Source organism: Bifidobacterium sp. SO1 (assembly GCF_018555335.1).
Lineage (GTDB): Bacteria > Actinomycetota > Actinomycetes > Actinomycetales > Bifidobacteriaceae > Bifidobacterium > Bifidobacterium simiiventris.
On record NZ_JAFEJR010000006.1, the window covers coordinates 120,865 to 135,512 of the forward strand.

10 protein-coding genes are annotated in these 14,648 nt (G+C 64.0%); 5 read left to right on the plus strand and 5 right to left on the minus strand.

From position 1 onward, the window contains the following. Positions 1 to 193: 193 nt before the first annotated feature. Positions 194 to 916, minus strand: coding sequence for a hypothetical protein (locus JS541_RS06895; protein ID WP_214373721.1), 723 nt, complete (start codon positions 914 to 916; stop codon positions 194 to 196). A 244-nt stretch (positions 917 to 1,160) separates the two neighbouring features. Here JS541_RS06895 and JS541_RS06900 point away from each other — a divergent pair, with 244 nt between their 5' ends. The 5 genes from JS541_RS06900 to JS541_RS06920 all read left to right on the plus strand — a co-directional run bounded on the left by JS541_RS06900 (position 1,161) and on the right by JS541_RS06920 (position 7,669). Beyond that, positions 1,161 to 1,919, plus strand: coding sequence for a response regulator transcription factor (locus tag JS541_RS06900; protein WP_214373722.1), 759 nt, complete (start codon positions 1,161 to 1,163; stop codon positions 1,917 to 1,919). 6 nt (positions 1,920 to 1,925) lie between these two features. Further along, positions 1,926 to 2,582 carry an endonuclease III gene (nth, locus tag JS541_RS06905; RefSeq protein WP_214373723.1) on the plus strand — a complete coding sequence of 219 codons (657 nt, stop codon included), beginning with the start codon at positions 1,926 to 1,928 and terminating at the stop codon, positions 2,580 to 2,582. Between the two features lie 41 nt (positions 2,583 to 2,623). Then, positions 2,624 to 4,165, plus strand: a complete 1,542-nt coding sequence (locus JS541_RS06910) for an ABC transporter substrate-binding protein (RefSeq protein ID WP_214373724.1) — start codon at positions 2,624 to 2,626, stop codon at positions 4,163 to 4,165. Between the two features lie 54 nt (positions 4,166 to 4,219). Beyond that, positions 4,220 to 6,988 carry a valine--tRNA ligase gene (valS, locus tag JS541_RS06915; protein WP_214373725.1) on the plus strand — a complete coding sequence of 923 codons (2,769 nt, stop codon included), beginning with the start codon at positions 4,220 to 4,222 and terminating at the stop codon, positions 6,986 to 6,988. Positions 6,989 to 7,201: 213 nt separating this feature from the next. Continuing rightward, positions 7,202 to 7,669: a hypothetical protein gene (locus tag JS541_RS06920; protein WP_214373726.1), complete on the plus strand. Its 468-nt coding sequence runs from the start codon at positions 7,202 to 7,204 to the stop codon at positions 7,667 to 7,669. A gap of 166 nt (positions 7,670 to 7,835) precedes the next feature. On the opposite strand, the gene JS541_RS06925 is transcribed toward JS541_RS06920, so the two are convergent. The 4 genes from JS541_RS06925 to JS541_RS06940 all read right to left on the minus strand — a co-directional run bounded on the left by JS541_RS06925 (position 7,836) and on the right by JS541_RS06940 (position 14,575). Next, complete coding sequence (locus JS541_RS06925; RefSeq protein WP_214373727.1) at positions 7,836 to 9,974, minus strand: hypothetical protein; 2,139 nt, start codon at positions 9,972 to 9,974, stop codon at positions 7,836 to 7,838. 103 nt (positions 9,975 to 10,077) lie between these two features. Then, complete coding sequence (locus JS541_RS06930; protein WP_214373728.1) at positions 10,078 to 10,518, minus strand: chorismate mutase; 441 nt, start codon at positions 10,516 to 10,518, stop codon at positions 10,078 to 10,080. A gap of 128 nt (positions 10,519 to 10,646) precedes the next feature. After that, complete coding sequence (gene rho / locus JS541_RS06935; protein ID WP_214373729.1) at positions 10,647 to 12,788, minus strand: transcription termination factor Rho; 2,142 nt, start codon at positions 12,786 to 12,788, stop codon at positions 10,647 to 10,649. A gap of 197 nt (positions 12,789 to 12,985) precedes the next feature. After that, entirely contained in the window at positions 12,986 to 14,575 is a 1,590-nt protein-coding gene (locus JS541_RS06940; RefSeq protein WP_214373730.1) for an FAD-dependent oxidoreductase, read from the minus strand. Positions 14,576 to 14,648 lie beyond the last annotated feature (73 nt).

The following is a 14,648-nucleotide window of genomic DNA, read 5'->3' on the forward strand; positions in this document are numbered from 1 at the left end:
CCGGATCGAATTGGCTCCCATATTCAGTAAGTGGGTGGATCGGTACCAGTAACGACCGAAATAACGGTCTAACTGGTACCGATCCACCCACTTACGATATCGACGGTCCGATTTCACCCACTTATCAGGGATGGAACCGGACCGTTCAGCGGCGGAAACCGGATCGTCGGCACGGACGATCAACGGATCATCGTCAGATCATGGATGCGATCATCGTGGCGGCCGGGATCAGTGCGCCGGACAGCAACGTCGGCAGCACGACGATGCCGAGCCACGGGGCACGCGCATGTTCGTCCGGATCGGCCTCGGCCATCCACCAGTTCGCAGCGACGGCAAGTCCGATAAACAGCAGGATCACGACGGCAGACAACACGATCACGGACGTACCGTCGGATCCCATATCGGGCGAAGCCATGAGATCGGGCAGGAACAGCCAACTCGGCGCCCCGATGAGCGCCACGCCCTCGATCACGGTGTGCGACAGCCCGCGAATCAGATGCGAACGTTCGGCGCGGGCCATCTGGCGCGCGAACGACACGACGATCAGCACGACCAGCAAACCGCCGACGCCGACGAACCACGTGATCTCGTTGCCCACCGAGGTCGGCACGTCATCGGCCAGTTCGTCGATCCAATCAAAGGTCAGCCAGCCCGTGAACGCCGCGACGAACGAGAGGATGCCGGCGACCGCCGCGATCACATGCCCGGCCACACCGTCGCGCAGCGGCGAGCAGACCATGAACGCGATCATCAGCACGGCCGTCCACACCGCCAGCCCGGTCGCGCCGGCACCGCCGAAAGTCAATACCAGCAACGGTGCCGCGGCCACCACCGCAAAACCGGCCGTATACACGCTCGGGAACGGGGCCCCCGCACCAACCGTCACGTTCGCCCCAGCGTCACGCCGCTCACTCATAGATACGCTCCTCGCCGCCCGTGCACCATCGCCCAGGCCCGTACGCAGGCCAGCCGCTGCCGCCGCGAGCTGATCTTACAAAACAACTCCTGCACCTTATCCTACGTCCCCGGCCGCCAAACCTCTCCCGGGCGTCAAACCGCGCCGCCGTGTCCACATCGTGCGCGTACAATGAGGCGAAATCGTGAAACCCATTACGATACGGGTTAACGTCATGTGAACGTTATCTATAAGGGGGCGAACAGTGACGGATCTTACGCTGATGACGTTCGCGGCCGATCCCGCGACCGTGCTGCCGTCCCTCGCCCTGCTGTCGCACCGCGTCCGCGTGCTGCCGATGGACGCCGCAAGCCTGGTCAAAATGCCGGAGAACACGATCCTGTTCCTCGACGCGCGCGACGATCTGGCCACGGCGAAAACCCTGTGCCGGCTCATCCACGCGTCCGGCCTGTCCACGCCGATCGTGCTCGTGCTCACCGAAGGCGGCTTCACGGTGGTCAACTCCACGTGGGGCATCGCCGACGTGGTCGTCTCCTCCGCGTCGCCGGCCGAAGTGGAAGGCCGCTTGAGGCTTGTCTCCGAGCGCGGCAACTCGCCGCTGGGCTCCGGCACGAACGGGTCCGCCGGCGCCAGCGAACCGGGCACGGTAAACGCGGACGGCCAGATCCGCTCGGGCGATCTCGTGGTCGACACGAACGGTTACACCGCCTCCCTGCACGGCCATCCGATCGACCTCGCGTACAAGGAATTCGAACTGCTCAAGTACCTCGTGCAGCATCCGGGCCGCGTGTTCACCCGCGCCCAGCTCCTGCAGGAGGTGTGGGGCTACGACTACTACGGCGGCACCCGTACCGTCGATGTGCACATCCGTCGTCTGCGTGCCAAGCTCGGCGGCGAATACGAGCATCTCATCGGCACCGTGCGCAACGTCGGCTACCGTTTCGATCCGCCCGAGGACGAGGCGGACGGCCTGGCTGCCGAGCCGGCGCCGGCCAAGAACTGATCCACGATGCGCGAATCGAAGCAGGCGCGGCTCAAACGCATGCACGCCGAATACGCATTGCTGTGCAAGGAGATTCCCGCTCCCAAGTGCGCCTTGAACTTCGCCAATCCCTTCGAACTGCTCGTGGCCACGGTCTTAAGCGCCCAGACCACCGACAAACGAGTCAATTCGGTCACACCCGCCCTGTTCGCCGCATACCCGGATGCGGCGTCGCTGGCCGCGGCGAATCCGGAAACCATAGAGGACATCATCCGCCCGCTCGGCTTCTTCCGTTCGAAAACCCAGCATCTGCTGGGACTGGCCAGCGCGCTCGACCGTGATTTCGGCGGTGTAGTGCCGCGCACGATGGACGAACTGACAAGTCTGCCCGGAGTCGGCCGCAAGACCGCGAACGTGGTGCTCGGCAACGCGTTCTCCATCCCCGGATTCCCGGTGGATACGCATGTGATGCGCGTGACCGGCCGGCTGCACTGGCGCAGCGACTGGCGGATCGCGAAATCCGACCCGGTCAAGGTCGAACGCGAGATCTGCGCATGTTTCCCGCCCGAGGAATGGACCGATCTGTCTCACCGGCTGATCCTGCACGGCCGCGCCGTCTGCCACGCGCGCAAACCCGACTGTGCCGCCTGCCCGCTCAACGCCACCTGCCCCTCCGCTCAGTAGCCGGCACCCCCTAGGGAGCGCCCCTCGCTAGACTGGGGCGCATGCACCATAAGAGAGTCGGCAGCACCGCGCTGCGTTCATGGCTGGTTTTCATCGCGATGACGGTCGCGCTGTCGCTGATCGCATGGCTGGTCTGGTCCCTCGCCACACACCGCGACATCCTGCCCCGCATGAACGCCGTGCAATCCTCCACCTCGATCACGGTCGGACTCACCGACGCCCCCGACTCGCTCGACATCCGCACCGACTCCAGCCCGTCCGTGGAACGCGCGCTGCTCGGCAACGTGTACGAGACGCTCGTCACACGCGACGACGACAACGCGCTGCAGCCGGGGCTCGCATCGGACTGGACGGTTTCGGACGACGCCCTGACCTACACGTTCCGGCTGCGCTCAGGACTGCGGTTCTCGAACGGCGACGCGTTGGACTCGTCCGACGTCGTTTGGTCGCTGCAGCAGATCGTGCAGCACAAATACCAAGGCGTCGACGATCTGGGCGCGCTCAAGTCGGTCGACAATCCGAACTCCGGCAAGGTCGTGATCACACTGAGCAAGCCAGATCCTACGCTGCTGCGCTCGCTGTCGGGCCGGGCCGGCATCGTCTACGACCAGCAGGCGGCCACGGACTACGCGACGGCCGCGCTCGGCTCCGGCCCATTCACCGTCGCCAAGTTCGACAAGGGCAGCTCGATCACACTGGCAAGCAACGGCGGCTACTGGGGCGACCCGTCGTCCGCGGGCACCGTCACGCTCAAGTACTACACCGACGAAAACACGATGGTCACCGATCTCAAGAACGGCACACTGAACATGGCGCTGCCGACCAGCACGTCAGAGACCGGCGCGCTCGCCGACGACAAGAACTTCACGGTGACGACCGGACTGTCGAGCGCGAAGGTGATGATCGCGTTCAATAACGACGGCAACTCGATCTTCTCGGACCAGCAGGCGCGTCAAATGGTGCGTTATGCGGTGGATGCGAAGTCGATCGCGGCATCGCAGGCCGATTCGGCGGGCGAACTGGGTGGCCCGATCAGCCAATTGGAGCCCGGTTACGAGGACTTGACCGGCCTGTTCCCGTTCGACCAATCCAAAGCCGCCGGCATGATCGCGTACTTCGCGGGCGGCACGGCGTATTTCGGCACGATCGATTTCGTGGTGCCGCAAACGTATGCCGATCTCGGCAACACGATCGCCGACCAGCTCCGCTCCCTCGGACTGGACGTGAACGTGGAGACCGTGGACGACGCGACCGCTACTGAACGCATCAACGACGGCCAGTACGAGATGGCGCTCGCCGTGGCGAACGGCGAGCATGACGCCGCCGCGTTCGGCACGGACAGCAACGTGTACCGGTACACGAACGGTTCGGCGCAGGACGCGTACGCCAACGCGATGGCCGCCACGAACGACAAGGACTATCAGGACCGGCTGCGCACGTTCGCGAACATCGTGAGCCAGGACGCGGCCGGCGACTGGCTGTACACGCGGAAGACCGTGGTTGCGGCCGCCTCATCGGTCAGCGGGTATCCGAAGAACCTCACCGACCGGTATCTGCCGCTCGCCGGGCTCTCGATGAAGTAAGCGGCCGCCGGCGGCGGGCACCCCTTGTCACCTAAGCCGCATAAAATCGCGCGTATGAGCGAAATCATCAACGCAAACCTGACCCCGCTGCCCGACAAGGTCGGCGTCGACGGTCTGGAAGACAAGTGGCGTGCCGTCTGGGACGAGCAGGGCACGTACAAGTTCAATAACACGCGCGACCGCAAGGCCGTCTACTCCATCGACACCCCGCCGCCCACGGTGTCCGGCCACCTGCACGTCGGCCACGTGTTCTCCTACACGCACACCGACGTGATCGCGCGCTACAAGCGCATGCGCGGCTATGACGTGTTCTACCCGATGGGCTGGGACGACAACGGCCTGCCGACCGAACGCCGCGTGCAGAACTACTACGGCGTGCGCGTGGACACCTCCATGCCGTACGATCCGGATTTCAAGCCGCCGTTCGAGGGCACCGACGGCAAGAAGATCGACGCGAAGGACCAGGTGCCGATCTCGCGCCGCAACTTCATCGAGCTGTGCGAGAAGCTGACCGCGCAGGACGAGAAGCAGTTCGAGGCGCTGTGGCGCTCGCTCGGCCTGTCGATCGACTGGTCGCAGACCTACCACACCATCGGCGAGCATCCGCAGCGCGTGGCGCAGAAGGCGTTCCTGCGCAACCTCGCCCGCGGCGAGGCGTACCAGAAGGACGCGCCGGGCCTGTGGGACGTGACGTTCCAGACCGCCGTGGCCCAGGCCGAGCTTGAGTCGCGCGAATACCCGGGCTTCTACCACAAGGTCGCGTTCCGTTTCGAGGACGGCACGCCGATCTACATCGAAACGACCCGTCCGGAGCTGCTCGCGGCCTGCACCTCGCTGATCGCGAACCCTGACGACGAGCGCTATAAGCAGTACTTCGGCCAGTACGTGTACTCGCCGCTGTTCAAGGTTCGCGTTCCGATTCTGGCCCACCCGGCCGCCGAGATGGACAAGGGCGCCGGCATCGCGATGTGCTGCACCTTCGGTGATGTGACCGACGTGCAGTGGTGGCGCGATCTGAACCTGCCGACCCGTTCGATCATCCAACGCAACGGCCGTATCGTCATGGACACGCCGGACTGGATCGAGGACGAGAACGGCCGCGCGATCTTCGCCGAAACCGCCGGCAAGACCACGTTCTCCGCCCGCAAGATCATCGTCGACCATCTGCGTGAGTCCGGCGATCTGGACGGCGAGCCGACGCCGACCAAGCGTATGACGAACTTCTACGAGAAGGGCGACAAGCCGCTCGAGATCGTCACCTCCCGCCAGTGGTACCTCAAGAACGGCGGCACCGACCCGAAGCTGAACGCCGAACTGATCGAACGCGGCAAGGAGCTCAACTTCCACCCGGACTTCATGCGCGTGCGCTACGAGAACTGGGTGCATGGCTTGAACGGCGACTGGCTGATCTCCCGCCAGCGCTTCTTCGGTGTGCCGTTCCCGCTGTGGTACCCGGTCAAGGCCGACGGATCCGCGGATTATGATCACCCGATCACGCCGAGCGAGGACATCCTGCCGATCGACCCGACCATCGACGTGCCGGCCGGTTACACGGCGGAACAGCGCGACGTGCCGGGCGGCTTCACCGCCGAGCAGGACATCATGGACACGTGGGCGACCTCGTCGCTCACCCCGCAGATCGTGACCCGCTGGGCCGAGCCGGGCGAGGAGAACGAGGCCATCTTCAAGGCCACGTTCCCGATGGATCTGCGCCCGCAGGGCCAGGACATCATCCGCACCTGGCTGTTCTCGACCGTCGACCGCGCGCACTTGGAGAACAAGTGCCTGCCGTGGGCGCATGCGACTCTCTCGGGCTGGATTCTCGACCCGGACCACAAGAAGATGTCGAAGTCCAAGGGCAACGTCGTCGTGCCGAACAAGCCGATCGAACAGTTTGGCGCGGACGCGGTGCGCTACTGGGCCGCTTCCGCCCGCCTCGGTCTTGACGCGACGTATGACGAGGGCCAGATGAAGATCGGCCGTCGTCTCGCGATCAAGCTGCTCAACGCGACCAAGTTCGCGCTGGCGATCGGCCGCGAGGACGAGAACCACCACGTGGGCGAGGCCGCGACCGCCGCGTGGAACCCGGCCGACGTGACCGAACCGCTCGACCGCGCCGCGATGGCGAAGATGGCGCTCGTGGTGCGTCAGGCCACCGAGGCGATGGAGGCGTACGAGCACTCCAAGGCGCTTGAGGTCATCGAAAGCTACTTCTGGCAGTTCTGCGACGACTACATCGAGCTGGTCAAGAACCGTGCGTACGGCACGGCCGACGCGACCGGCCACGTGCCGAGCGAGGCGGCAACCAAGTCGGCTCGCACGACGCTGGGCTTGGGCCTGGACGCGTTCGCGCGTCTGCTCGCGCCGTACCTGCCGTACGCGACCGAAGAGGTGTGGAGCTGGATGCATGCGGGCGCCGGTTCGGTGCACCGCGCCGCATGGCCGACCCCGGATGTGTACGAGGCCGCCGCGTTCAAGGTCGCGCCGGAGCTGCTCGCCCACGCCGGCGAGGCGCTGGCCGCGCTGCGTGGCATCAAGTCGAAGGCCAAGGTCTCGATGAAGACGCCGATCCTGTCCGTGAAGCTCGGTGTGGCCGATGACGTGCGCGAATCGCTGGAAAGCGCCGTGAACGACATCGCCGAGGCCGGCCGCGTGGTGGGCCGCATCTCCTTCGTGAGCGCCGCCGCCGCGATCAAGGCCGCGCACGAGACCGCCGAAGCGGCCGTCGACGCCGCCGCCAAGGCGAAGGCCGAAGCCGAGGCCGCCATCGACGTCATCGTCGAAGACAGCGAACTCGGCGAGCCGCCTGTTAAGAAGAAGTAAGGCTTCTTCTTAACAGGCGGCCTTCGCGGCTGCCTGTAGTGCAGCCGCTCACTGAGCCTACGGACAGTCCACAGGACTGTCCGCTTCACGGCTCAGCCTGTTAAGAAGAAGTAAGGCTTCTTCTGGTGATACTCCGCTCCCCCTTGTCTTAAGGGGGAGCTTTTTATTTCGTATGCCATAACTCTGCGATACAATCTCACATGGGTGATGACTATGAGCAATGCACAGGCTGCGGATATCAACAATCAGATCGACGATCTGCCCGAGGATGAGCTGATCAACGACAAACCGCTCAAACGCATCGTGCTGGCCGGACTGGCGTTGCTCGCCATCTCCGTGTTCCTGCCCGGATCTCGCTACACGCTGCATCTACCCGTACGCGAAGTCATCACCGCAATCGGCGCATGGATGATGATCCTGCCGTTGCTGTTCGTCGCATGGCATCAGTTCCGCACCAAACGACACTTCCCGATCGTCACGCATTTCGCGCTGCCGATCGTCGGACTCGTCATGGTGGCCGCACGCGTCGTGCTCGTGCCGATGGGCGCGTCCACGATCTTTCTGAACCTATGGTCGATCGGTGGCACGTTCCTGATCGTCCCGCTCGTCCAACAGCTTATCGAGCTGCTTTCCGGCAGCGTCGACATGGAGACCGGCGGCAACCAGATCCGCTATCAGTGACCCGTCCCGCCGTTATCCGACCCATAAGTGGGTAATATCGGATCCTCATATCCATAAGTGGGCAATACGGTATCATTACCAACCCATATCGGCCGCCAAACCATCCGGTTTTACCCACCTACGGCTTAGGAAGTCCGATATCACCCACTTATGGAGATCATACGGTTCACGACAGTGTCTCTACGACGAGGAGGAACCTCGTTCCGGAGGACTGGTCGGAGGTGTGGTCGGCCAGATCGTTCAGCGAACCGGCATCGGCAAGCGCCGATACGGCGGACGGCAGGATACCGGCCGCATCTCCGATGGCAACCGTCTCGTCGATGGTCGGGGAATTGTTCGGCGTGAGCAGACTACCCGGGTTCATGCCGCGGATGCCGAACGCCACCGAAGGTGCCTCGTTCAGTCCTAGCGACTCCTGTTCTTTGGATGAAGTTGTGGCCGAAGCGTCAGTCGTTCCGTTGCCCGACGACGCATCGTCCGCGGTCCCGGAGCCAGCGTCCTTCGTTCCTCCGCCAAGAGAGGTCACCGACCCGGCGAAGCTCATCACATCGCTCTTGCTCATTGATACCTGATCATCGACCAGACTTGCCGCCTGACCGTCGGTCTGCTGCGATTGCGCCTGTGCGGCCGCGGCCGCCCGCTCCCGCTCGGCGTGCAGTCGCTTCAGCCGCGCGGCCTCGACCACCGCGGCGATGCCGTTGCCGCCCACGCCAAGTTTCGGCGAATCGGTTGCGGACAAGGATTCGAGGCTCTGTTCACCGCTCTTCGTTGCGGTCGCGGCGGCAGCGGAATCAGACGATCCAGCCTCGCCATCTCCCGACTCGAACCGATCCTCGAACCGTAGCAGCAGTTGACGGATCGCCTGTGCCCGGCCCGTATGTTCGCTGGCCGTGGCAAGTGCGGCCATTGCCGCGTCGACCTTCGCCTGGTCGGCCTTGAGATCAGTTTCAGTCTTGAACGATTCGTTCGTTTCCGTGATCGCCTGCTGCTGGTATGCCGCGGCTCCACTGGACGTGCCGCCGGTCAGTTCGCTCAGATGCTCGGTGTAGGTGTCGGTATACGCCATCGAATACGGGATCATCGCCTGCGACAGTTGCGATTGCCCGGCACTGTAGCCGGACGAGCCGAGCTGTGATTCGCGACCGGCGTTTTGTGTCAGTTCATCGGCCAGCCCGCTGACCCCTTGCTGACGGATACGGCGGATGATCGCGTCGACCTCGTCCGCGGCACCCGTATGCCGATGCGCGGCGCTCACGGCGTTCACCGCGTTGGCCAGATCGACCACGGCCTGTGCCAGCGGCGTATCCCCGCTTAGTTCGCCGGCGGTGCCGATCAGCGCAGCCATCTGCGTCTTGTTGCTGATCGAACCGCTCAGATGCGTGGTGTACGAACCCACGTAGGAGGCCATGTATGCGTCGAACGCCTGCCGGTGCGCGGCGGTGCGCTCGGCGATCGTGGACGAGGCGAGCGCTCGTTCCTGATCACGCAATGCGGTCAGTTGGGCAATCAGATCGTCGTTGCTTTGGCTGGCCGCACCGGTCAGCGTGTCCGCGAGCGAAGTCGCGGATTGCGCAAGGTCCGCGGCCTGTGCGGTGATATCGTTCGCATCGGATGCTGGTAGCGCGGCCAGTACGATCGGACTCATGGAGAACTGCTTGGCGTTCAGATAGACGCTGAGATCGAGTATGGTGTCCCCGCTAGAACCAGCCGGCTGAGCGGCATGCAGCATGTCGTCGAGCCAATCGGAATCATCCGGTCCGAGCAGCGACACATCGTCGCCGATCGCGGTGATTACGTTGTCGGAACCTTGCTGTGTGATGACCGCACCGTCACTGGATGACAGATCGTCCCCGACTTCGGTCGGTATCGTGAATGCCACGACCGGTACCAGTCCGGTTGCGGCCTGCACGATGTCATGCGAGGCGAGTTCGTTGCGGGTGACGGTGACGCGTACACCAACCAGCCCGCTGGCCCCGTTGACGCCGTCGGCATCCGTCTGTGGCCCGTCCAGTGAGTATGTGACGCGGATAGTCCACGGCAAGGCTTCCGATGCGGCGCTCACGCGGCGCACGTCGGTCGAAGCCGCAGAACTGTCACCGTTCGACAGGTACACACCGCCATCGTTCGCACGCATTCCATCAAGCGCGGCATACACATCGTGACCGAGATATCGGCTGACGGCCAGCGTCGTTGTGCCCGCTGGGGCCGTCGCACCGGAGCCGCCCGCACACAGCATCGCCAGACTGACCGCGAACGCAACGAAGGCCGCACCGACCCGTGTCAGAAACCGACCGACACGTTCCATGCAGCCTCCCGTATTCGTGGATCTACGCAAACGACAGTGATCTTACCCGCACCCGCTCCGTTTTCATGCGGCAGGCCGCGTCGTTCAGTCGTTATTGGACAGATCAGGCGAACACGTCGAGCACGCCCGGGTCACCACCCGCGGCCGCGATGCGCGCATGCCGTTTCTTCGCCTCGGTCACCACGAATTCGCGATACATCTCGGCGATGTCCGGGTCAAGCCCGGCCGCCACGGCAATGCGATGCAGACGCTCGATCTGATAATCCTCGCGCTTGTAGTCGGCCGGCGCGAACCCTGCGCGAGCCTTGAGCACACCGACCTGCGACGTATATTTGAACCGTTCGGCGAGCAGGGAGACGATGGCCGTGTCCACATTGTCGATGGACTGGCGCAGGGCCTTGATTTTCGCCACGGTTTCGGCGACCTCGGGATGTTCGGCCGCAGCGGCGGAGTCGATCACCGTTTCGGATTCGGGCGCATGCGTGGCGTCTGCGGACGGCAGCCAATCGCCGCCTTCGGACTGGGATTCTTGCGTTTCGCTCATGGTTGTCAGATTATCACCGCCGTTCCCCGCCCGCCAGACGCCCATATATGCCGTGTGGCGGTTTTCTCTCGCCGGCACGGTCGCCGGCGAGAGAAAACCGCCACGTATCAGTCGGTCCGTCGTTGATTTCAGTTGCCGTTGACGGCGCTGGAGTTGGCCTGCTGGCTGATCGCGGCGAGGAAGTCGCGGTTGGTCGGGGCCTTCTTGAGACGCGGCACGAGCGTCTGATACGCCTGTTCCGGCTCGAGGCCGCCGAGCAGACGACGCAGACGGTAGATGATCGGCAGCTCGTTCGGCGCGGTGAGTAGCTCTTCGCGGCGCGTGCCGGACGCGTTGATGTCGATGGCGGGGAACAGGCGCTTGTCGGCCAGTTCGCGGCTCAGGCGCAGTTCCATGTTGCCGGTGCCCTTGAATTCCTCGAAGATCACCTCGTCCATCTTCGAACCGGTTTCGACCAGCGCGGACGAGATGATGGTGAGCGATCCGCCGTTTTCGATGTTGCGGGCCGCGCCGAAGAACTTCTTCGGCGGGTACAGGGCCTGCGCGTCCACACCACCGGAGAGAATGCGGCCGGACGCCGGCGCGGCGATGTTGTACGCGCGGGCGAGACGGGTCATCGAATCGAGCAGCACGACCACGTCCTGACCGAGCTCCACGAGTCGCTTCGCGCGCTCGATGGCGAGCTCGGCGACGGTGGTGTGGTCGGAGGCCGGGCGGTCGAACGTGGAGGCGATGACCTCGCCGGCCACGGTGCGCTCCATGTCGGTGACTTCCTCCGGGCGTTCGTCCACGAGCACAACCATCAGGTGGACTTCCGGATTGTTCGTGGCGATCGCGTTGGCGATGTTCTGCAGCGTGATCGTCTTGCCGGCCTTCGGCGGGGAGACGATCAAGCCACGCTGGCCCTTGCCGATCGGCGCGACGATGTCCATGATGCGGCCGGTGAGCTTGTTCGGCGTGGTCTCCTGCTTCAAACGCTCCTGCGGGTAGAGCGGGGTGAGCTTGGAGAACTGCGGGCGGTTGGCCGCATCCTCGACGCTCATGCCGTTGATCGAGTCGATGGACTGCAGCGGCACGAACTTCTGACGCTGGTTGCGGCGGTCGTTGTCGCGCGGCGCGCGGATCGAACCGTGCACGGCGTCACCCTTGCGCAGGCCGTACTTCTTGACTTGGCCCATCGAGACGTACACGTCGTTCGGACCGGGCAGATAGCCGGAGGTGCGCACGAACGCATACGATTCGAGCACGTCTACGATGCCGGCGACCGGGACGAGATCGTCCTGCGGCTCGTCGCGGCGAGTGTCACGCTCGACGTTGCGGTCGGCGCGCTGATCATGGTCGGCGTTGTCGAAGTCACGGTCGCGGCCGCGCAGACGGCGCTGGTGACGGTCCATGCCACGATCCGCTCGATCGGCACGATCCGCGCCACGATCCGCACGGTTGCGGCTGCGACGGACGAATTCACGGTCGACGGGCTCGTCGCCGGACTGGTCGTCGCGTTCCGTCGTAGCGGTCGTGGTCGGCAGAGTCGCCAGGATGTCGTCAAGATCACGCACGTTGTCATCGGACGCGACGGCAGGCTCTTCGACGCGACGACGACGCGGACGGTCATCGTCTGCATTGAAATCGCGACGACGACGATTCTGCGCACGATCGTCGTCGAACTTGCGGCGACGGTCGGTGCGATCGGCGCGCTCACCGGTCGGTTCGAGTCCGAGATCGTCGAGCAGCAGCGCGGAGGCTTCCTCCTCGTGACGACGGCGACGAACCGTCGAGTCGGCGTCCTTCTTCGCGGCGACGGGCAGATTGATCACCGGCGCGGCATCGGTGGCCGCGGGCTGCTGCGCGGCGTCGTCGGACTGGGCGTCGCTGTTCTTGCGGATACGGGTACGGGTTTTGCGCATCGGCTCGCCCGCGGCTCGCACCACGCGACCGGAACGGGTGGCGCGAGCAGGACGCTCGGGCTTGTTCGCCGGCTCGTTCTGCTGCGGTTCCGCCTCCTTCGGCTCGGCGGCCGGTTTGACGGCAGGTTCGGTGGCGACAGGCTGTTCGGCGGCCGCAGGTTCGGCAGAGGCGTCCTGTTCCGCCTTGGCGGCGCGAGGGGCACGCACGGTGACTCCGGCAGGGGCTTCGCCTCCGGAGCGGGCGGCCTGCAACGTGGCCAGTAGTTCGGGCTTGCGCATCGTCGACGTGCCACGAAGTCCCATCTGCTTGGCGAGCTCCTTGAGCTCAGGCAGCTTCATATCCTCAAGATTCTGGCTAGTTGCCACTCGTATTACCTTTCCTTGAGCAACGCCGGCACACTGCCGAGCTCTGCACTAAGAATGATGTGCGGCCAATGCCGCTATCGAACGTCCGTCGCACTCCATGCGTCACGAACTGGCACTAACCATACAACTTCTCCCCGACCAACGCAAAACGGCCCGCCGCATAGCGCGACGAGCCGTTTCATCAGGTGGAAGAGGAACTACTTTTCCTCGTGGTAGGACTTTTCGGTGTTGACAGACCACACGTTCTTCTTGGAGGTCTTGCCGGTCTTGATGTTGCCGACGGCCTCGATGGCGGTGGCCATCGAATGGTCCATGTTGTTGTAGTGGTGCTGGCCGTTGCGGCCGACGCAGTAGAGGTTGCCGAAGTGGTCGAGGTATTCGACCAGCTCGTCCATCTGGGCGTAGGTGTCGAAGTAGGCGGGATACGCCTTCTTGACCTTCTCGCGGTGGGTGTCGAGTACGTCAGCCGGGCTGGCGATGACCTTCATGCGCACCATCTCGTTGATGGCGAACTTGACGCAGTCCTCCTCGCTCATGTTCCAGAACGAGTCGCCTTCGTCGCAGAAGTATTCGAGGCCGATCCAGACGGTGTCGTCCACGTCCTTGACGAGGTACGGGCTCCAGTTGTTGAAGATCTGGATGCGGCCGACGGTGTAGCCCGGGTCCTGCACGTAGATCCAGCAGTCCGGCACGATCGGCGGGTTGCCGAGCGTGGGGATGTCGGTCGTGTTCTTCAGGCGCAGCCGCTTGACGAGCAGGCCGACGGTGACGAAATCGCGGTACGGCAGGCCGTTGGCGATGGCCGTGATGTCCTTCGGCGCGGGCTTGTCGGAAGCGTCCACGGCGTTGACGAGGTCCTTGATCGGCATCGACGAGATGAACTGGTCGGCGGCAAGTTCCGTACGGTTGCCTTCCGAATCCTCGTAGATGACCGAGCTGATGTGACCGCCATCCTGACGGATCTCGACCACGTTCGCATCGGTGATGACTTTCGCGCCGTGCGCCTCGCAACGCTTCTCGACGGTCTCCCACAGCTGGCCCGGGCCGTACTTCGGGTACCAGAATTCCTCGATGAGGGAGGTCTCGACCTCGGCGTTGGACCGCTTCTTCGGGCTGAGCTTGGCGAACGCGTTCTTGAGCACGCCGAGCACGCTCAGACCCTTGACGCGCTGCGCGCCCCAATCGGCGGAGATCTGCGAGGGGTGGCGTCCCCACAGCTTCTCGGTGTAGCCTTCGAAGAACATCGAATACAGCTTGCGGCCGAAGCGGTTGATGTAGAAGTTCTCCAGATTGGTCTCGGGCAACTTGTGGAACATGGAGGCGAGGTAGCTGAAGCCGGCCTGCATGGTCATGGCGAAGCCCATCGCCTTGAACGTGGCGGGCTTGAGCGAGATCGGATAGTCGAAGAAGCGGCCGCCGTAGAAGATGCGCGAGACGCGGTGGCGCTTGAGCATCACCTCGTCGCTCACTTCCGGATCCGGCCCGCCCGGCTCCATCTCGTGCTCGCGGCCGAGCTTCTTGTCGTCATAGCTGGGAGCGCCCTGCAGCGGCAGCACGTCCTTCCACCAGTCCATGATGCGGTTGTCTTTGGAGAAGAAGCGGTGGCCGCCGATATCCATGCGGTTCCCGTTGTGCTTGACGGTGCGTGAGATACCGCCGAATTCACGGCTGGCCTCGAGCACGGTCACGTCGTACTTGTCGGCGCCGCCGTCCTTGACGAATTCCCAGGCTGCGGTAAGGCCCGCGGGGCCGCCGCCGATAATCACCACGGATTGTTTCTGCGTCACGTGAGTCTCCTTATAATAAAATCAGCGATAGTCTACCCCACACCCAAGAAACGCAAATGGCCTCTGTGCGTTT

What these genes read in the sequence shown, in the direction of transcription:
- JS541_RS06895 (WP_214373721.1), bottom strand. Translation starts at nt 916, where the DNA reads ATGAGTGAGCGGCGTGACGCTGGGGCGAACGTGACGGTTGGTGCGGGG.
- nth (WP_214373723.1), top strand. Translation starts at nt 1,926, where the DNA reads ATGCGCGAATCGAAGCAGGCGCGGCTCAAACGCATGCACGCCGAATAC.
- JS541_RS06910 (WP_214373724.1), top strand. Translation starts at nt 2,624, where the DNA reads ATGCACCATAAGAGAGTCGGCAGCACCGCGCTGCGTTCATGGCTGGTT.
- valS (WP_214373725.1), top strand. Translation starts at nt 4,220, where the DNA reads ATGAGCGAAATCATCAACGCAAACCTGACCCCGCTGCCCGACAAGGTC.
- JS541_RS06920 (WP_214373726.1), top strand. Translation starts at nt 7,202, where the DNA reads ATGAGCAATGCACAGGCTGCGGATATCAACAATCAGATCGACGATCTG.
- JS541_RS06925 (WP_214373727.1), bottom strand. Translation starts at nt 9,974, where the DNA reads ATGGAACGTGTCGGTCGGTTTCTGACACGGGTCGGTGCGGCCTTCGTT.
- JS541_RS06930 (WP_214373728.1), bottom strand. Translation starts at nt 10,518, where the DNA reads ATGAGCGAAACGCAAGAATCCCAGTCCGAAGGCGGCGATTGGCTGCCG.